The sequence below is a fragment of the Polaribacter filamentus genome, assembly GCF_002943715.1.
Classification (GTDB): domain Bacteria; phylum Bacteroidota; class Bacteroidia; order Flavobacteriales; family Flavobacteriaceae; genus Polaribacter; species Polaribacter filamentus.
Window position 1 is genome coordinate 3066411 of sequence record NZ_MQUA01000013.1, and the last position, 19735, is coordinate 3086145.

The 19735-nt window shown below is 30.5% G+C and carries 16 protein-coding genes and 2 tRNA genes; 14 read left to right on the plus strand and 4 right to left on the minus strand.

The genetic code is table 11. From position 1 onward, the window contains the following. Positions 1-174: 174 nt before the first annotated feature. From BST83_RS16025 to BST83_RS16080, 12 genes are all read left to right on the plus strand, one after another. On the plus strand, positions 175-1089 hold the full coding sequence (locus tag BST83_RS16025) for a DMT family transporter (protein ID WP_104810654.1): 915 nt from the start codon (positions 175-177) through the stop codon (positions 1087-1089). A 159-nt stretch (positions 1090-1248) separates the two neighbouring features. Then, positions 1249-2115, plus strand: coding sequence for a YicC/YloC family endoribonuclease (locus tag BST83_RS16030; protein ID WP_240614792.1), 867 nt, complete (start codon positions 1249-1251; stop codon positions 2113-2115). A gap of 92 nt (positions 2116-2207) precedes the next feature. Beyond that, a complete protein-coding gene (gmk, locus tag BST83_RS16035) occupies positions 2208-2789 on the plus strand; it encodes a guanylate kinase (RefSeq protein ID WP_104810655.1) in 582 nt (193 codons plus the stop codon). Between the two features lie 93 nt (positions 2790-2882). Next, positions 2883-3467, plus strand: coding sequence for a nicotinate (nicotinamide) nucleotide adenylyltransferase (gene nadD, locus BST83_RS16040; protein ID WP_104810656.1), 585 nt, complete (start codon positions 2883-2885; stop codon positions 3465-3467). Positions 3468-3574: 107 nt separating this feature from the next. Continuing rightward, positions 3575-4375: a M23 family metallopeptidase gene (locus tag BST83_RS16045; protein WP_240614793.1), complete on the plus strand. Its 801-nt coding sequence runs from the start codon at positions 3575-3577 to the stop codon at positions 4373-4375. Between the two features lie 2 nt (positions 4376-4377). Continuing rightward, the gene (locus BST83_RS16050; protein WP_104810658.1) at positions 4378-5874 is read left to right on the plus strand and encodes a GH3 auxin-responsive promoter family protein; all 1497 of its coding nucleotides are present in this window, start codon (positions 4378-4380) and stop codon (positions 5872-5874) included. A gap of 100 nt (positions 5875-5974) precedes the next feature. After that, positions 5975-6424, plus strand: a complete 450-nt coding sequence (locus tag BST83_RS16055; RefSeq protein ID WP_104810659.1) for a 6-pyruvoyl trahydropterin synthase family protein — start codon at positions 5975-5977, stop codon at positions 6422-6424. Between the two features lie 295 nt (positions 6425-6719). Beyond that, a tRNA-Gly gene (locus BST83_RS16060) sits at positions 6720-6791 on the plus strand. Between the two features lie 17 nt (positions 6792-6808). Next, positions 6809-6897 (plus strand) — tRNA-Leu (locus BST83_RS16065). A gap of 139 nt (positions 6898-7036) precedes the next feature. Continuing rightward, positions 7037-7531, plus strand: coding sequence for a winged helix-turn-helix domain-containing protein (locus tag BST83_RS16070; protein ID WP_104810660.1), 495 nt, complete (start codon positions 7037-7039; stop codon positions 7529-7531). Positions 7532-7544: 13 nt separating this feature from the next. Continuing rightward, entirely contained in the window at positions 7545-8081 is a 537-nt protein-coding gene (locus BST83_RS16075; protein WP_104810661.1) for an IS630 family transposase, read from the plus strand. 39 nt (positions 8082-8120) lie between these two features. Then, positions 8121-9164, plus strand: a complete 1044-nt coding sequence (locus BST83_RS16080; protein ID WP_104808384.1) for an IS5 family transposase — start codon at positions 8121-8123, stop codon at positions 9162-9164. Between the two features lie 642 nt (positions 9165-9806). Here BST83_RS16080 and BST83_RS16090 read toward each other — a convergent pair. Continuing rightward, positions 9807-10340, minus strand: coding sequence for a GNAT family N-acetyltransferase (locus BST83_RS16090; RefSeq protein WP_104810662.1), 534 nt, complete (start codon positions 10338-10340; stop codon positions 9807-9809). Positions 10341-10475: 135 nt separating this feature from the next. Here BST83_RS16090 and BST83_RS16095 point away from each other — a divergent pair, with 135 nt between their 5' ends. Next, positions 10476-11378: an IS1595 family transposase gene (locus BST83_RS16095; protein WP_104808686.1), complete on the plus strand. Its 903-nt coding sequence runs from the start codon at positions 10476-10478 to the stop codon at positions 11376-11378. Here the strand turns inward: BST83_RS16095 and BST83_RS16100 are convergent. Further along, entirely contained in the window at positions 11351-12049 is a 699-nt protein-coding gene (locus BST83_RS16100) for a class I SAM-dependent DNA methyltransferase (RefSeq protein ID WP_170062802.1), read from the minus strand. The genes BST83_RS16095 and BST83_RS16100 overlap by 28 nt on opposite strands. 131 nt (positions 12050-12180) lie before the next feature. Here BST83_RS16100 and BST83_RS16105 point away from each other — a divergent pair, with 131 nt between their 5' ends. After that, complete coding sequence (locus BST83_RS16105; RefSeq protein WP_104809245.1) at positions 12181-13179, plus strand: IS1595 family transposase; 999 nt, start codon at positions 12181-12183, stop codon at positions 13177-13179. Between the two features lie 514 nt (positions 13180-13693). On the opposite strand, the gene BST83_RS16110 is transcribed toward BST83_RS16105, so the two are convergent. Continuing rightward, a complete protein-coding gene (locus BST83_RS16110) occupies positions 13694-16393 on the minus strand; it encodes a TonB-dependent receptor (RefSeq protein ID WP_104810664.1) in 2700 nt (899 codons plus the stop codon). Positions 16394-16784: 391 nt separating this feature from the next. Continuing rightward, on the minus strand, positions 16785-19721 hold the full coding sequence (locus BST83_RS16115) for a TonB-dependent receptor (RefSeq protein WP_104810665.1): 2937 nt from the start codon (positions 19719-19721) through the stop codon (positions 16785-16787). Between the last annotated feature and the right edge of the window lie 14 nt (positions 19722-19735).

Here is a 19735-nt window from a genome sequence, read left to right on the forward strand (position 1 = left end):
TAAACTGAAGAAATACTATTTTTAGTACATTATAAGGATTCCACCTTTGGTGGACTAGCCAAAAGTTAGATAACCAAAGTGAAAAGAGTTTCAATTAATTGAAACTCTTTTTTATACCTAATTTTTAAAATTTATCATCAACTTTGCCCGTAATTTTTAGAGCTTATTTACTTAATGAATAAAAGAATAGTAGCATTAATTGCAGTTTCTATTGCTACCTTAATATACGGCGTTAATTATACAATTGCAAAAGAGGTAATGCCTTTACATATAAAGCCTTATGCATTTATTTTTTTACGTGTTGCTGGTGCAACAATTATTTTTTGGATTGCTGGCCTCTTCATAAAACAACAAAAAATAGCAAAAGGTGATTATAAAAAAATCTTGTTCGCTGCATTTTTTGGAACTGCTTTAAATATGCTCGCTTTTTTTAAAGGATTAAGTTTAACAACACCAATAAGTGCCTCTGTTATTATGGTTACTTCGCCAATAATGGTGCTTATTTTTTCGAGTATAATTATTAAAAAACCGATTGAGAAACAGAGAATTTTAGGAATTTTTATTGGTTTAATTGGCGCTATTTTATTAATTACCTATGGCAGTGCTAACAATCGAAATGCCACAAATAGTAGCTTAGGTAACTTTTTAGTTTTTGTAAATGCAGCTTCGTATGGGTTATATTTGGTATTGGCAAAGAACTTAATTGCAAAATACCATCCAATTGTGTTTGTTAAATGGCTATATTTATTCGGATTAATTTTTGTTATTCCGTTTTCCTACAAAGAGTTAACAACCGTTACTTGGCAAGATATACCAACAGGAATATATTGGAATATTGGTTACGTAATCCTCTTTACAACTTGTATTACTTACCTTTTTAACTTGTATGGTTTAACAAAATTAAAACCAACAACTGTTAGTGTTTTTATCTATTTACAACCCGTAATAGCAACTATCTACGCGTTAATTGTTGGAAGTGATTCTTTAAATTTAGTAAAAATTTCTGCAACAATTATCATCTTTCTTGGTGTATTTTTAGTTACCAAACAAGTAAAAAGTAAAACACCAATTAAATCAAAGACGAATTAATGCGCTTTAATTATTTATTTTAATAAAATTAAGCTTCCATAAAATTGTGTAAATCTGTAAAATTTGTATCCAAATAATTTAATCTATTTGCATTCTCAACAAGTAAAAAATTCTACAAAATAAAACTTATATTTGCTCCTCATTTAAAACAACGATTGCATGATTCAATCTATGACAGGTTACGGAAAATCTGTGTTGCAACTGCCAACCAAAAAAGTAACGATAGAAATAAAATCCCTAAACAGCAAAAATTTAGATTTAAACGTTAGGATTCCTTCTTACTATAAAGAAAAAGAATTGGATGTTCGTAAAAAACTAGCAAATGCTCTAGTTAGAGGTAAAATAGATTTTTCAATTTTTGTTGAAATGACTGCGGATGAAACTTCTACAAAAGTAAACCACAGCGTTGTAAAACAATACATGCAGCAATTAAGAAATGTTGTTCAAACGGGTGCTTCTGATGATGTTGAATTGCTAAAAATGGCAATTAGAATGCCAGATGCATTAAATACAGAACGTGAAGAATTAGATGAAAACGAGTGGAATCTCATCAACAAAAATATAGATGTAGCCATCAAAGAAATTGTACAATATAGAATTGACGAAGCTGCTTCTTTAGAAATCGATTTTAGAGAACGAATTACCAACATTAAAAAATATTTAGAAGAAGTATATTCTTTTGATGCAGATAGAATTGAAAACGTAAAAGCGCGTTTACAAAAAGCTATTGACGATTTAAAAGTAGAAACAGATCAAAATCGTTTTGAGCAAGAGTTGATTTATTATCTAGAAAAACTAGATATTAATGAAGAAAAAGTACGTTTGGCAAATCATTTAGAATACTTTTTACAAACCTTAGAAACAGAAGATTCTAATGGCAAGAAACTAGGTTTTATTGTGCAAGAAATGGGACGAGAAATAAATACAACAGGTTCTAAAGCAAATTTTGCACCAATGCAAAAAGCAGTAATTCAAATGAAAAACGAGCTAGAACAAATTAAAGAACAAATTTTAAATGTGCTATAAATGAAGCTTAAAGCTGAAGTTTACTGCGCATTCAAAAATAACCTTTAGACTGCGCTCAAGGATACATCCCTTGGAAACGTAAAAACAAAATTATGAGTAAAGATTTTAAAGGAAAATTAATTGTGTTTTCTGCCCCTTCTGGATCTGGTAAAACAACCATCGTTCGCCACTTATTAAAGCAGGAGAAACTTAATTTAGAGTTCTCAATATCAGCAACCTCAAGAGATCCAAGAGGTTTTGAAGAAAATGGAATTGATTACTATTTTATATCTCTAAAAGAGTTTAAAAACCATATTAAAAGTGATGACTTTTTAGAATGGGAAGAAGTGTACAGAGATAGTTTTTACGGAACTTTAAATAGTGAAATTGAACGTATTTGGGCACTAAAAAAACACGTTATTTTTGATATTGATGTTGTGGGAGGTTTGCGAATTAAAAAGAAATTTCCAGATGAAACGCTGTCAGTTTTTGTAAAACCACCTAGTGTAGATGAATTAAAAATACGTTTAAAAAAGCGTAAAACAGAAAGTGAAGAAAAAATTAATATGCGCATTGCAAAAGCTTCTGTAGAATTAGCAACTGCACCGCAATTTGATAAAATTATCAAAAACTACGAATTAGAAGTTGCTTTAAAAGAAGCTGAAGAGTTGGTTGCTGATTTTTTAAATAAATAAAAATAGACTGAAATCTGAAGATATCAAATTTAAAGGAAGTTTAAATAAAATTTCTTCTTCAGGCTTCAAACTCCCTACTTCAAACTTAATAACATGAGTAAAATAGGATTATACTTTGGCACATTTAACCCAATTCATATTGGCCATTTAATCATTGCAAATCATATGGTTGAACATTCTGATTTAGATGAAATTTGGATGATTGTGACGCCTCATAATCCGTTTAAAAAGAAAAGTTCTTTATTAGAAAATCACCATCGATTTGAACTTGTTTATAAAGCAACAGAAAGTTATAATAAAATAAAACCTTCTGATGTTGAGTTTAAACTACCACAACCAAATTATACCGTTTTTACATTAGCACATATTTCAGAAAATTATCCAAATAATCAATTTTGTTTAATTATGGGCGAAGACAATTTAAAAAGTTTTCATAAATGGAAGAATTATGAAACGATTTTAGAGCATCATCACATTTATGTCTATCCAAGAATTGCAGAAGGAGTTATTGAGCATCAGTTTAAAAATAATCAAAAAATTCATTTAGTTGATGCGCCGATTGTGCAAATTTCGTCTACAATGATAAGAAAGGGAATTAAAAATAAAAAGAACGTAAAACCGTTATTAACCAAAGAGGTTTGGGAATACATTGATGAAATGAATTTTTATAAAAAATAGTTTCGCTACTTTTACGTTGTATCTAAATTTCAATAAAAACGCCATTTTGTGGGAAAACAAAAGAAAAAAAAGGTAAATTACAACAAAAACTAACCAATAAATATAGGTTGGTTGTTTTAAATGAAGGTACTTTTGAAGAACGTTTTTCTTTACGATTATCTTTGTTAAACGTCTTTGTTTTAGGTGGTGTTCTTTCTTTTTTATTAATTTTAGTCACCACTTTTTTCATCACATTTACACCTGTAAAGCAGTATATTCCTGGGTACTCATCTACAGAATTAAAAATAAAAGCGACCAAATTAGCAATTCAGACAGATTCTTTAAAGAAAAGATTAACCATTTTACAAAATTTTACAAAAGCATTACAGCCTATTTTAACAGGAGAAATTAGAGTAGAAGTGTTAGATTCTCTGCAGTTATTAGAGAGAATTAGCATACAAGATAGTTTATTAAACGCCTCTAAAGAGGATTCTATTTTTAGAGAAAAAATAGATATCGAAGATCGTTTCCCTATTCAAAATAATGCATTAACAAATGTAAAAATTGTTTTTTTCCCGCCTTTAACAGGTACAATTTCTCAAGGTTTTGATATTAAAAAAAATCATTTAGCTGTAGACATTGTTGCTAAAAAAAACACTGCTGTTAAAGCAATTGCAGACGGAACTGTTATTTTTTCTGGCTGGACCACAGAAACGGGTTATGTAATTATTTTAAAGCATGCTTATGATTATATTTCTGTTTATAAACACAATGGAAATCTGCTAAAAGAGCAAGGAAATCTTGTGAAATCTGGAGAGGTAATTGCTAGCGTTGGATCTACAGGAGAGTTTTCAACTGGGCCACATTTACATTTTGAACTTTGGAGTGGCGGTTACGCTATCAATCCTACAAATTTGATCGACTTTTAATTATGAGCATAAAATCTGTATTTGCAATTCCGTTTGCTAAAATTGCAACAAAAAGAGTTTTTAATTGGGCAAACAATCCGCATAAAACTCAAGATAAAGTTTTTAAAAATCTAATCAGCAAAGCTAAAAATACTGCTTTTGGCAAAGACCACGATTTTAAAAATATTGTTACTTATGATGATTTTAAAAATCGTGTAAAAGTTTCTGATTACGAAGGTTTACGATCTTATGTGGATAGAATTGTAGCTGGTGAATCTGATGTTCTATGGATAGGAAAACCGCTCTATTTTGCCAAAACTTCAGGCACAACCTCGGGCGCAAAATACATTCCTATTACAAAAGAATCGATGCCAACTCATATTAAAGCTGCAAGAAATGCTTTATTATTTTATATCCTAGAAAAAAAAGATGCTAGCTTTGTTGACGGTAAAATGATCTTTTTACAAGGAAGCCCTGTTTTAAGTGATAAAAATGGTGTTAAATTAGGCAGGTTAAGCGGTATTGTGGCACATTATGTTCCTCAATATTTATTAAAAAACAGATTACCAAGTTGGGAGACCAATTGTATTGAAGATTGGGACACAAAGGTAAATGCAATTGTAGAAGAAACAATTAATGAGAATATGACTGTGATTAGCGGCATACCATCTTGGGTACAAATGTATTTTGAAAAATTAATTGAAAAAACAGGAAAATCGGTTTCAGAATTATTCCCTAATTTTAACTTCTTTATTTATGGTGGTGTAAACTTTGAACCTTATAAGAATAAATTTGAAAGTTTAATAGGTAAAAAAATAGCTTATATAGAATTGTATCCTGCATCCGAAGGATTTATTGCGTATCAAGATAGTCAAACAGAAAAAGGAATGTTATTGCAATTAAACTCGGGAATTTTCTATGAGTTTATTCCGTCTACTGACTTTTTTGATGAGAATCCTACCAGAATTTCTTTAAAAGATATAAAAATTGGCGTGAATTACGTGATCATTTTAAACACAACCGCCGGACTTTGGGGGTATAACATTGGAGATACTGTAGAATTTACATCAACAAAACCTTATAGAATTAAAGTTACAGGTAGAATTAAACATTTTATATCCGCCTTTGGCGAACACGTTATTGGTAAAGAAGTTGAAAAAGCATTGAACGATTCGATTTCTGATACAAAAATAAATATTAGCGAGTTTACAGTTGCGCCGCAAGTAAATCCAGCAAAGGGTTTGCCCTATCATGAATGGTTTATAGAATTTGAAAATGAACCAGAAAACTTGGAAGAATTTGCGTCAAAAATTGATGCTTCTATGCAGGTACAAAACATTTATTATTTAGACCTAATTACGGGTAAAGTTTTACGACCTTTAATCATTAGAAAAGTTAAAAAAGGTGGTTTTCATGAATATATGAAATCTATTGGTAAATTTGGAGGGCAAAATAAGATTCCGCAATTGTCAGACAATCGAAAAATTGCTGACGTTTTAAAGGATTTCATAATAGATTAACAATATAAAATTACAAAATGGGAGGAGATTATTTATTTCTAGTTTTAGCAATAGGATTGGTTATTGTTTATTTTTATAACAAATATAGAAGAAGAAGATAATGAGCACAATTAGAATTACAAAACAGTTTAAATTTGAAACTGGACACGCATTATATGGTTATGACGGAAAGTGTAAAAACGTTCATGGACATTCTTACAAACTCTCTGTAACTGTTTCTGGAAAACCGATTACGGACAGCAACAATGTAAAGTTTGGAATGGTGATTGATTTTGGCGATTTAAAAAAAATTGTAAAAGAAGAAATTGTAGATTTATTTGATCACGCAACTGTCTTTAATCAAAATACACCACATATAGAATTGGCAAAAGAGTTGAAAGACAGAGATCATCATGTTATTTTAGTTGATTACCAACCAACTAGTGAAATGATGGTGATAGATTTTGCTCAAAAAATAAAAAGTAGATTGCCGAGTAATATCAAATTACATTCTATAAAACTATCAGAAACAGATACAAGTTTTGCAGAATGGTTTGCTAGTGAAAATTAATATTCTAAAAAATCTTTAAAACACGTTTTAAACTTACGCATTTAAAATATTAAAAATTAGCTACTTGTAAAAATATGGAATCTGTAGTTGAAAATGATTTTCAAAAAGAGCTAAAACATTGATAAAAAAATCAAAATTTATTTGTCAGATAGTCAAAACTTGTTATATTTGCACCGCTCTTAATAGGAAGGATGTTAATTTTCAATTAGAATATTAAATATTTAATTAAGTTAGTTTTAAAGTAACTAAAAAAAGCAAACTAAGCGTTACGCTTAAGTTCATTAACATAAAGACTGCGAAAGTAGCTCAGGGGTAGAGCATCACCTTGCCAAGGTGGGGGTCGCGGGTTCAAATCCCGTCTTTCGCTCTATTCAAAATACCAACGCTGAAGTGGTGGAATTGGTAGACACGCTGGACTTAAAATCCAGTGGTCAGTAATGGCCGTGCGGGTTCAAGTCCCGCCTTCAGTACCAACCGGGACAAATCATTTTTTTTTGATTTGTCCCTTTTTTTATTCCCTTTGCACCCCTTGTTAACACTAGCAATTTTTAAAAGTATCGGATTAATATCAAAATAGTTTTTTAATGCCGTATATTTTCATTATATTACGTTATGGGAAGAATAGCAAGTTTAGATATTTCAGAATCACTAATTGAGCTTAAAGAACTAGTGTCAAAGCAAACAACATTAAAAGGGGAAAAGCGAGTAAAATCTTTAATTTATATAAAGACAAAAAAGTTTAAAACTCGACAAGAAGTGTCAGCTTCTGTAGGAGTTCACATCAGAACATTAGAAAGATGGATAGAAACCTATAGATTATTTGGAATTGATCAAATGATTAGTGATAAGCCAAAAAATAAACAATCAAAAATTATTACTTCTGAAATTCATTTAGGTTTATCGCAAAGAGTTAATGACCCTCTCAACCCTTTTTTAGGATATTGGGATGCGCAAATATGGGTAAATGAAACCTATGGGATTGAGATAAAATATCAACGTATTCGAGAGTATTTAAAGCAACATTTTAAAACAAAACTTAAAAGCCCGCGAAAATCTCATTACAAAAAAAATGTAGAGGCTGAAAAAGCCTTTTTAAAAACTACCTAATGCGCTAAACAACATTAGATTAAGTCTAAATAAAAATAAATACAAAGAGGTAAATCTATATTTTCAAGACGAAGCTAGATTTGGAATGATGAATCATTTAGGAAAATATTTAACAGCTAATGGAGTCAAACCAATAGTTACTTATCAGCATATTTTCAAAACAACTTATCTATATGGAAGTTATTCCCCAATCAATGGAGATTGTTTTGTATGGGAAATTAATGGTGTTGATACTAAAATATTCGAAGCCTATCTTAAAGAATTCTCTTTATATAAGCCTAAGGAATATAAAATTGTGGTGATCGATAACGCAGGTTTTCATTCAACAAAGAATATCGAAATACCTGAAAATATTCATTTATTAAGAATCCCCCCTTATAATCCAGAGTTAAATCCTTGTGAACAAGTTTGGCAATACATTAAAAATAGATTTAAAAATCAACGCTTTGAAAAAATGGAAAACCTTAAAGAATGGCTACATAAAACCAAGACCGTTGCAAGGAAGTACCTAATAAAAAGCACAAAAATAACACGTAATTATTTATGTTAAATATTTGATTGTAAGTATATTAAGTTGTAAATTTAGTGTATGAAAATACAAAAACAACCAACTTTAGCCGATAGCATTTGCGATTTACGAGCAAGAAAAATTAAAAAGACATTTTTCACCCAAATAAACACCCTTATCGATTGGGATACGATCTCTATCCTAATAAATAATGATTATTTAAAAGGAAAAAGTGCCACTGGCAAGCCTTCTTATGATGGGACATTACTTTTTAAAATGTGTCTTTTACAAAGTTGGTATGGTTTAAGCGATTATGAAGTTGAAGACCGAATAAATGACAGTCTTTCCTTTAGTTATTTTTGTGGGATGACCATTGAACAGGTTGCTCCAGATCATAGTACTTTAAGTAGGTTTAGAACCGCATTAACCAAAACACAAACCTTCGAAAAATTATTTACCTCCATAAACAAACAGCTAGAAGCACATAATATCATTGTAAAAACAGGTTTAATAATAGACGCTAGTGTAATAGATACGCCACTTAGACCAAAAGGAAAAACAAATTTTAAGGTAACCGAAGACCGCTGTGCAGACCAAGTAGAAGTACACAAAGAATATCCAGATAGTGTCGATAAAGAGGGTACTTGGTTAAAGAAAAGAGGAAAGTACCATTTTGGGTTTAAAAAGCATCATGTAACGGATAACGAAGGACTTGTTCTAGGAGTACTAACCACAACTGCCAGCAAAAATGAGATTGCAAATTTGGAGGAAGTTCTAGAAACTGTAAATGTAGCATTACCAAAAGGCATCCCTCTAAAGGCTGATAAAGGGTACCAATCAAAGAAAAATGTTGCGATTTTAAAGAAGCGTAATTTAAAGAATCATATCCTTAAAAAGGCGGTAAAAAATAAACCGTTAACAAAATGGGAAACTAGATTCAATAAATTAATAGGAAAAACAAGGTTTAAAGTAGAACGTACTTTTGGAGGAATAAAATTATGGTTTAAAGGTGGAATTGCAAGATATAGAGGGATGAAAAAAATGCATACACAAAATTTGATGGAGGCAATATGCTACAATTTATATCGAAGTCCAGGGATATTTGCGTCTAATTGTAAAAATTAAGGAAAAATGAAGCCTAAAAAAGGCATTTACTCACTTAAAATAGAAAAAAAATAGCATAATCGATGTTTTAGCTAAAAAAAAGGGAACTCTAAAAAGTAAAAATAATTAAGTTCGCTTTTTGCAACGGTCTTAAACCGTCACGAAAATGGATAGTGAAACGATTAAATCTATAACTGGAAATCATCATTTTCTAAATGCATTTAATGCGGCATTTATTAACTAAATTGGTATTACTTAAGTAAAAAGAGAGAACCGATTTATTATATAAGACAGAAAAACAAAAAAAATACCCTAAAAATTTGCATTTTTTTTAAAGAAAACAACAAAAAAGAATTAAGTGTTTAATAATTGTAGTTTTAAATTCTATTTTATATAGTAAAACTAGCCATTTTCTCCCATTTGTGTAGCATCCCATAAACCAATACTATCAGTAAAATTATTTTGTTTAGTTAGGTAAATATTTAAAAAGTTATTCGCTCCTAATTGTAAATTAATTATAGTATTTAATTGATAACTAAAGAGTAAATCTGTTGTTATTTTTGGTTTATAAATATCTATTTAAATTAGAACCTAACAAAGATTGCTCTATTAATTAAATATAGCAAGTAATATTGTGAAAATATTAACATATTGGTTATTAAATTATATTTTCAATAAAACGATTCTCCAGTTTTTATCACCCGCTTTGAAATCTTTTAAAACCTTAAAACCAACAGATTCATGCGCATTAAGTGAGCGTTCGTTCTTAATATCTATTTCTGTGATTATAGCATCGAAGGTGTTTAAACAAATAACTGTTTTCATAAATTCGTACAGTCCTTTAAAGACGCCTTGCTTTCTAAAATCTTTATCAATAGAAATTTGCCCCATCACAATGTATTTTTCATCAGAAACTAGTTTAGAAATTTCATAAAACATTGGTTTTAAAACTTCAATATCTTCAGCAAAATCTTTGGTCATAGACAGCGCAAAACCAACAACCTTGTCTTCAAATTTAGCTATTGTATGCGGACAAACATCATTCATGGCTTTTAAGATTTCGAACGTATGTTTGATGGTTACAAAACCATGTTCTTTTTTTTCTTCTTCAGATAAGTTTTCGAATAAATTATTTTTCTGAAGTTCTAAAATTTGCTCTAACTCGTTATTAGATTGCGCTTTTGTGTATTGTATCATTATTATATTTTTTTAGCAACTACAACATACGTATCAAAAGCATAACTTTTCCTGTCTATAAATTCCACCAATTTAAAGTTATTTATTGAGTTAGTCATTTAATTTCCGTATATTATAACCTTTAAAACAAGAGATATGGAACAATTTGAAGGTCAAGATATACTAAACTTTATAAAAGAATTACCAAATGATGCTGCGTGTAAAGCGTATTTAGCCAAAATAAAATGGCAAGATGGATTTACTTGTATGAAATGTGGTCATACCAAAGGCTGTGAAAAAGTAGATTATAGATACCATTGTTATAACTGTCAACACGTAGAAAGCGCCACTGCAAACACCTTATTTCATAAAGTTAAATTTGGATTGCAAAAAGCCTTTTGTGTGGTTTTTGAAATGAGTACAAGTAGTAAAAGTATTTCAAGTATTCAAATGGGAAAACGTTTTAGCATTCGCCAAGGAACAGCGTGGTATTTCATGCAAAAAGTGCGTAAAGCAATGAAAAGCAGTCAAAAATATCCTTTAGAGAAATTAATCCATGTTGATGAATTTACTGTTGGAGGGAAAGAAGAAGGCAAACAAGGAAGAAGTTATGATACGAAAAAGAAAAAGGCTGTTATCGCAGTAGAATTAACAGATGGCAATAAAGTTAAAAGAGTTTATATCAGATCCATCAAAGACTATTCTGCAAAATCATTAACCCCGATATTTGAAGAGCATATAAGTACATCTGCTAAAATAGTAACTGATAAATGGAGAGGTTACCAACCTTTAAAAGAGATGTATGACATTGACCAAATATATAGTAATAATGGTGCTAATTTCAAACAATTACACATTGTGATTATGCAAGTTAAGTCATGGTTGAGAGCAATACCAACCCATGTAAGTAAATGGCATATTCAAGCATACTTTGATGAGTTTTGTTTTAGAATTAATCGATCTCAATTTAAAACCAGCATATTTCATAAAACGATTAATAGAATGGTAGAAAGTAAACCAATATATCAAAATCAAATAAAACAGACGCTAAGCGTATAACTCAAGTTATTTATATGTAAAAATAATTCCCACTCATTTTTGGTAAAAGCTCTAACTTCGGATGAATCTTTTGCAATTAGTTTTGTTTTATTTGCGTTTATTTCATAATATTTTGCATCCCAAATAAACATTAAATTTTCGGATGTATTGGTATTAAAAAAACTTATTCTTTCGTATTTTTTCTGATGAAAGGCAGCCGTGTGTTTCACCTCTTGACCACCTTTTATTTCTTTAAAAAATCGGCTAGCATCTATAAAATCAAAACACAACAATCCGTTTGGTTTTAAATTTTGATGAATCGATTTTAAACAGCCAGAAATGTCTTTGTTTGATAATAAATAGCTAGAAGTTCTGCCAGTAATTAAAATACTTTCAGTTTTATTTTTTAATGAAAAATTTGTCATATCACCTAAAATAAAATTGTTTTCAGGATTTTTAGATTTGCAAAGGTTAATCATGTCTAAACTATAATCTAAACCACTATACACATACTTGTTATCAATAAAAATATTTGCTAAGTTGCCCGAACCACAACCAATTTCTAAAACTTGGTTCTTTTGATGTTGCTTTAAAATAGCACTATAAAAAGTAAACTCCTCTTTATAATCTATAAATGTTTGATACATTTCATCATAAATTTTTTCAAATCCGTTAGAATACAAGCTTTGCATATCTGTGATATTTTTAAAATAAAGATAAAAAAAATGCTGCTTTAAAAAAAGCAGCATTTTAATAATTCAAATAATAAATTTTGGCTAAGTTCTAAATTAAATATGTGTTATCTTAGCAAAAAAGAACATTTATGATACCATCTGATTTTAGAGATTATTTTTTGAGCAGTAGCTTAATTATCCAACAAGATATTGTAAACTCTTTACTGTCTTTATCAACATCGGGTTCACATTTAGAAGAAGATAAAGAACGAAAAGCAGTTACTTGTCCTCATTGTAAAAGCGAACGCATACGTGCAAACGGTACATTAAAAGGCGTACAACGCTATTTGTGTAATGGTTGTGGTAAAAACTTTAGTGAAACGACAGGGAAATTTTGGTTTGCATTAAAAAAGAAAGACAAGATTAACAAGTATCTTTATTGTTTACTATCGGGCTATAGTATTAGAAAAAGTGCAAAGGAAACAGGAATCTCAATTCAGACCTCATTTGATTGGCGTCATAAATTATTAACCTCATTTTCTAGCGTTTCAGTATCCGAATTTGAAGGTATTGTAGAGAGTGATGATTTGTTTTTTCCAATTTCAGAAAAAGGGAATCGTACTTTAGAAAGAAAACCTAAGAAACGAGGAGAAAAAGCTAGCAAAGCAGGTATATCTAATGAAAAAGTAGCCGTAATTGCTACCTGCGATCGTTCTGGAAATAAGGATTTTGAAGTGGTTACAACAGGACGAATTAGTAAAAAAGACCTAAACAAGGTGTATCAAGGTAAGCTCGATAAAGCAACAGTACTTTGCAGTGACAGTCATAGAAGTTATGCTGCCTTTGCAAAATCTAATACAATTATTCATAAGAAGTTCAACGCATCAAAAGGACAGAAAACAGTTGATAAAATATATCATGTTCAGAATGTGAATAATATGGATATGAGATTGAGGAAATTTATGGAATCCTTTAATGGTGTAGCAACTAAATATCTGCAAAATTATTTAAACTGGTTTTTGGTACTAGAAAAAATAAAGAATAAGACCAATAAAATGGCAACACTTGCTAGTATTGCATTAGCTTCTAATCAAGTCTGGATACAATTCAAAGAAATAGCTATAAACAATATGCTTTTTAGAACTTAGCCATTATTAGTTAATAAATGTGTTTAATTAGGCCTTACTTCAGTAAAAAGAGAGAACCGATTTATTATATAAGACAGAAAAACAAAAAGGATACCCTAAAAATTTACTTTTTTTTCAAAGAAAACAACAAAAACCAATTAAATGTTTAATAGTTATAGTTTTAAATTCCATTTTGTATACTAAAATGAGCCGTTTGCTCCCATTTGTGTAGCATCTCATAAACCAACACTATCAGTAAAATTATTTTGTTTAGTTGGGTACATATTTAATAAGTTATTTAAAGGTAAAAAATAATTCCCATTCGTTTGTGAGTGTTAGTGCCTACTTGATATACTATTTCCGATAAATTTTACTTTGACTCCTGCACAAGAAAGGTACTTTCGCTTACAAAATAAAATTGAATGCTTTCTACTTATTTTCTTATAAATAAAAAAGTGCCACTCTTTCGAGTGGCACTTTTTATTAATCTAAATAAACCAATCATACTGGTATTGGTTTACCAGTTCGAAATATTTTAGAACGAGAATGCTAATTTTGTAAATATTCTTGTACCATCAATACCAAATTGAGTTGTTTGCCAAGGGTATTTAAATCTACCTACAAAATCTAAATTTCTATCGTTAGGTACACCACCAGTTTTACTATATGCATCAGCAAAAGTATCTGGATACACATTAAATAAATTGTTAACCCCTACTGTAAGGTTTAGTTTATCTGTTAATTCATAACTAACGTTTATATCGGTTAAAGTTTTACCCCCAAAAGTTGCATCGTTAGAAGCATCAGAAGCGTGTCTATACGTTACCGATCCATAATTCATAAAAGATAAACCTGCTGTAAGCTTGTCAATTCTATAATTTGCAGAAGCAATAATTTTTTGTCTTGGTCTCCAAGACTCAACTCTAGAAATATCTTCTCTAGAAAAAATTGCATTTTGTAAATTATTATCTTCTATAAATTTTGGATAATTAAACCCTGTTACTTCTGTCTTATTAAAGTTGGCAGCAATGCTACCACTTAATATACCATCACCTAATTTAATATTATCATAACTAAATACTAAATCAATACCTTTAGTCCTAGTATCAATTGCATTTAAGAAAAACCCTGCGGCCCCTACATTAACAGCATCTAAAGTTTGATCTATAGGACTTGAAGGGTCCCCGGTTGGCGTTACTTGACCAGAAAGTGCAATTCTATCATTAACATCTATCTGATAAAGATCTAAAGTAAAACCAAGTTTTCTAGTAATTCGATAAGAAATACCAGCACCAATGCTGTTAGAGGTTTCAGGGTTTAATTCAGGAATACCCAATGCTCTAAGCGCTGGATCAGAGTTGTTAAGAATTCCGTTTTGTTGAATTCCGTTTGCAGTTAAAGTAGTTGTGATAGCTGTATAAAACATTTGGTGTAATGACGGCGCTCTAAAACCACTACTTACAGATCCTCTTACTGCTAGCTTATCATTATCAGTTTTCCATCTTGAATTTAATTTCCAACTTACGTTAGACCCAAAATCTGAATAATTTTCAAAACGCAACGCTCCTCCAACTAAAAAAGACTCCGAAAGATCTGCACTTATATCTGTGTAGATTCCTATATTACTTCTATAATCATCAGATGCATTCTCTGGCTTAAAACCACCAAAAGATTCAGAACCTGTTCTATCCGCTATATTTGGAGTAGCATCATTATAAGAAGCCAATTCGCCTTCTTCAGTTAAAAAACGTTCTGTTCTATGTTCTGCGCCAAAAGCTACAGAAATAGATCTATCGTCGTCTCCTTCAAAAGTTCTAACCACATCTAAATTATTAACAACATGACTAAACTGATGAGCCCCATTATAAAAATCTGATGGACTACTTGCACCATATGATTGGTTAAAAGAATTATTAATATAATAATCAATTCTATTTTTACCCGTAGTTGAGCTCAAATCAAAATTCCATCCATTATAAACAGTTTTTATTCCTATTGCTAGGGTATTATCTACAATTTGAGGAGCCATTTCTGCTAAGAAAAAATCTTGTCCAGGATATATTTGTTGAAAACCACCTACCCAATAAGGAACTCTTGCAAATTGTGGTGCAGCGCCACTTCTGTTTGTTAATGTTCCAAAAGAATATACTTCAGTTTCTGTTTCTTCATCTAATGTATATCCCATATTATATGAAAAATTCGTAATTGTCATATCCGGCGTACCAACTTGAAAACCTGCACTTGGGTTTTTATCCAGAAAAGCAGTTAAATCGGTTGTGTTAAAATCAGTTGCATCTGTAACGCCCCAATATCCCGCTTCATCTTCTACACTTGTAACAGTTCCTGCACGTTGTGTGCGTTTTGCATCAAAATAATTAAAAGTGAAATTTGCATAACCTTTATCTCTAATATTAACTCCAAAACCTGTTTCTAGTTGATATTGTTCTCCATCACCCTCACTAGTTACACTATAACTTGTATTTACAAATGGATCCATTGATTTTTTTAGGACTAAATTGATAACACCAGCTACCGCATCTGAACCATATTGAGCAGCTGCGCCATCTCTTAAAATCTCAACGCGCTCTAATGCTGCTGAAGGAACAGATTTCATATCTACACCAACTTCACCTCGTCCAGGAGTTACATAACTATATACCAATGCACTCGCGTTCTTTCTTTTTCCGTTTACTAAAACAAGTGTTCTACTCGGAAATAAACCTCTAAGATCTGCCGGACTAAAATGAGCCCCAGCATCCGATACAGGTTGCTGCGTAGAATTATAAGAAGGTACTTTAAACATTAATTGCTGATCTAAAACTCCCTGACCTGTTTGTGTTAATTCAGATATTTTAATGTTGTCAATTGGTACTGGAGAATCAAAAGCAGTTCTTGGTTTCCCTCTACTACCAACTAAAATAATTTCATTTAACGCGTTGTCTTCTTGAACAACAATTGTTAAGTAATCGCTATTCGCTACTTTTACAGATTTTGTTGCAAAACCCATTGAAGAAACAGTAATTATAGTTGGTAAACTTTTAACTGTAATAGAGAATTCTCCATTATCATCTGTGACAGTTCCATTTTTAGTTCCTTTTTCAACTACATTCATGTAAGGTAAAGTACCCCCAGAAGAGTCTGTAATTTTTCCTTTAATTGTTTGTGCCATGAAACCAAGAGGTATTAGGAACGTCATAGCCACGGTACATAGTTTTAATAAATATTTTTGTCTCATAAATAAATAAATTTTTAGTTAATAAATGTGCGCAGTAGGTCTTTGTCTTAAAGAAACGAGCTCGGGTAAGCAGCGCCATATAGATATCAAGGGAAAAAAACTATATTTTTGGTTTGATGAAAACCAACTGTTTTGAAAACCCTCTCTTGACCAGTAGTCTTAAGGGTATGCACTCTTAGAGTTATTTGCATTAAAAAGCACACACCCCTTTATTATATAAGACAGTAAAACGAAAAATATACCCTTAAAAATTGACTTATTTTTTAAAAAAATAATAAAAAGATAATTGTTATTTTTAAACTCCTGAAAGACAGTGTGTTTACAGTAAATTCTATAGGAGTAATTATTTCAACAAAAATATTAATGCACGGACTCGCAGAATTCTTTTAGATTAAAGTTTTAAATTCAATTTTGTATAGTAAAACGAGCCATTTGTTCCCATTTGTGTAGCATCCCACAAACCACCACTATCAGTAAAAGTATTTTGTTTGGTTGGGTAAATATTTAACAAGTTATTAGCTCCTAATTGTACGTTAATTGTATTATTTAATTGATAACTAAAGTGTAAATCTGTTGTTATTTTTGGTTTATAAATATCTGTTGCAGACTTTAACCTTTCAGTTTCAGAATTATTGAAATTAGATACATCTTGAGCTATTTGCCAATCAATTAATTTTATTTCACTAAATCTCGTAAAATTTAAAGATGTTTTTAGTTTTTTGTATTGGTAATTAACACCAAGATTAAATTTACTTTTAGGAGCAGATGCTAATAAAAATTGTTGATCTCTTTCGCCGAAAAAAGTTTCTTTATCTAACATTTTATTTTTAATATCTGTAATAATCATATGATTAATATTACCAGAAACATCCAATGATAATTCACTGTTCTTCATTTTCCTCTTCCAATTTAAAACCAAATCTACACCCGTAGTTTCTGTATCTACACCATTTGCAAAAAATTGAACATTATCTATGCCTAAACCTAAATTTGAGGCATCAAAATTACCGCTTAAAATAATTCTATCTTCAATAAATACATAATACCCATCAATCGTAACGTTAAAAGTTGGACTTAATTTAGCGGTAAACCCCAAACTATAATTTACAGCTTTTTCTTCAGTTAACCTATCAATATCAAATCTTCGAGCAATTGGACTATTATTTGCTATTAAAAGTGATTCTGACGGGGTGTTTCCAATAAAATTTGTGAATGTTAAATTGTAATAACTTTGCGCCAAAGAAGGAGCCCTAAAACCGGTACTAAAAGACCCTCTTAAATTAAATTTTTGAGTAATTTTATATCTAGATGCAAATTTATAATTCAAAGTGCTTCCGAAATCACTATAATACTCATAGCGCAGAGCGGCGCCAATCATAAATTTTTTAGAAAAATCTATTTCCGTATCTAAATAAACACCAGAGTTTGATCTATTTCTATCCACTTCGTTTTCTGGAGAATAGCCGGGAAAACCTTGCGAGCCACCGGGTCTAATTTCGCCATTATACCTTTTATATTCTGACAGTGGAGTTTGCGAACTTACTAAATCCCCATTAATATCGTAGGAAGCATAAGACCCTTCTTCTCCAGAAAATATTTTGTATTTATCTAATCTATATTCTAAACCCAAAGCAATATTAAACCCATACGTTTTTGCTAAAAAATATTTAGAAAAATCGATATTGGTTGTGTTTTGTATTAATTGATGACCTCCAGCATCAAACTCTGTTGGAGAGTTTTCTTCTAGTGTAGCGTTTAATGTATTTTGAATAAAGTAATGAAAATTATTTCTTCCAAAAGTATTACTAACATCCACATTCCATTCTTTAAAACTTGTAAGCATTCCAAATGACACTGAATTATCTAAAATATTTGACGTAATCAAGGGGTTAAATCCTTTTGGATAGATATCAAGAACATTTCGTTCACTGTCAAGGTTTCTGGTAAAAGCAAAAGCCTCTGTATCTTTGTAATTAAAACCTCCATTGAAATATACTTTTGTATTTCTATAAATAGTGATTTCAGAATTTACAAAGATGCTTACATTTTTTACGGCAGCTTGTCCAAATTTTTCTCTTGCTGCAGTTGCTGGTCTTATTGTGTTATCTGCAGATAATGCTTCGGCAGTAAAATTTATAAAACCTCCTTTGCTAATTTTTGTACCATAATTTAATCCTAACTTATAGGTAAAACCATCGACTCTATTCGGAAAAGTAGCATTGCTATCCGCATTATTAAAACCTAGCGTAGAAGTTACATTTAATTCATTATCCGTATCGTTCAAAACAATATTTAAAACACCTGCAATTGCATCAGAACCGTATTGCGCAGAAGCGCCATCTCTTAACAATTCTATTCTTTTTATAGCAGAAATAGGAATTGCATTTAAATCGGTGCCAGAATTTCCTCTTCCTCTCGTTCCGTATAAGTTAATTAAAGACGCCTGATGCCTTCTTTTACCATTAATTAAAACTAAGGTTTGATCAGGTCCTAAACCCCTAATTGTTGCAGGGTCTATATGGTCTGCACCATCTGCGCCAGATTGTTTGGTTGCATTAAATGAAGGTATTGCATATTGCAAAAATTGATTTATTTCTATTTGGCTGCTTTTTGTTGATGTTATTTCTATATCTATAAAATCTATAGCTACTGGTGTATCATTTGCCACTCTATTTTTATTTCTAGAGCCCACAACTTGCACTTCTTTCAATTCTTGACCAGCCAATAAAATAATTGTATTAAAAAGACCTGGTTTGAGTTTTAATGTTTTAGAATTGTGTCCTAAAAAACTAATTTCAATATTATTTTCTTTTTGAATTTCAAATTCAAAAGTTCCGTCTAAGTTTGTAGTTGTTCCTCCTAAAGATTCCTTTTCTTGCAAAGTGGCACCACTAAGCGGCATATTGTCTGAACTTAAAACGATTCCACGAACAATTACGTTATTTCTATTAAAGGTACTGTCAACAAAAAAATCATTAGAGTAGATAGTTTTTACTTTCGAAAGAAATTTATTTTCATCTAAGCCCTTTTTTGTGTAAATAACATAATAGTTATTTCCTAAATCATCAAATAGAAAAGGAGTAAGTTTTTTTAATAAAGAAATAGATTCTTTTAAAGTTAAGTTTGCAAAGCCTTTTTCTTGAATGTACTTATTGTTAAGTAAATTAGCATTGTACGTGAAGAATATTTTATACTTATTACTAATTTCGTCTAATAATCTAGCTAAAGGAATTGTGTTTTTTTCGTGCTCTTGTGCACTTGTTGTTTGAAAAGTAAAAGTTACAAAAACAATTAATATAAGTTTTATGAATACTAATTTTCTAACCATTCACCCATTTAAAG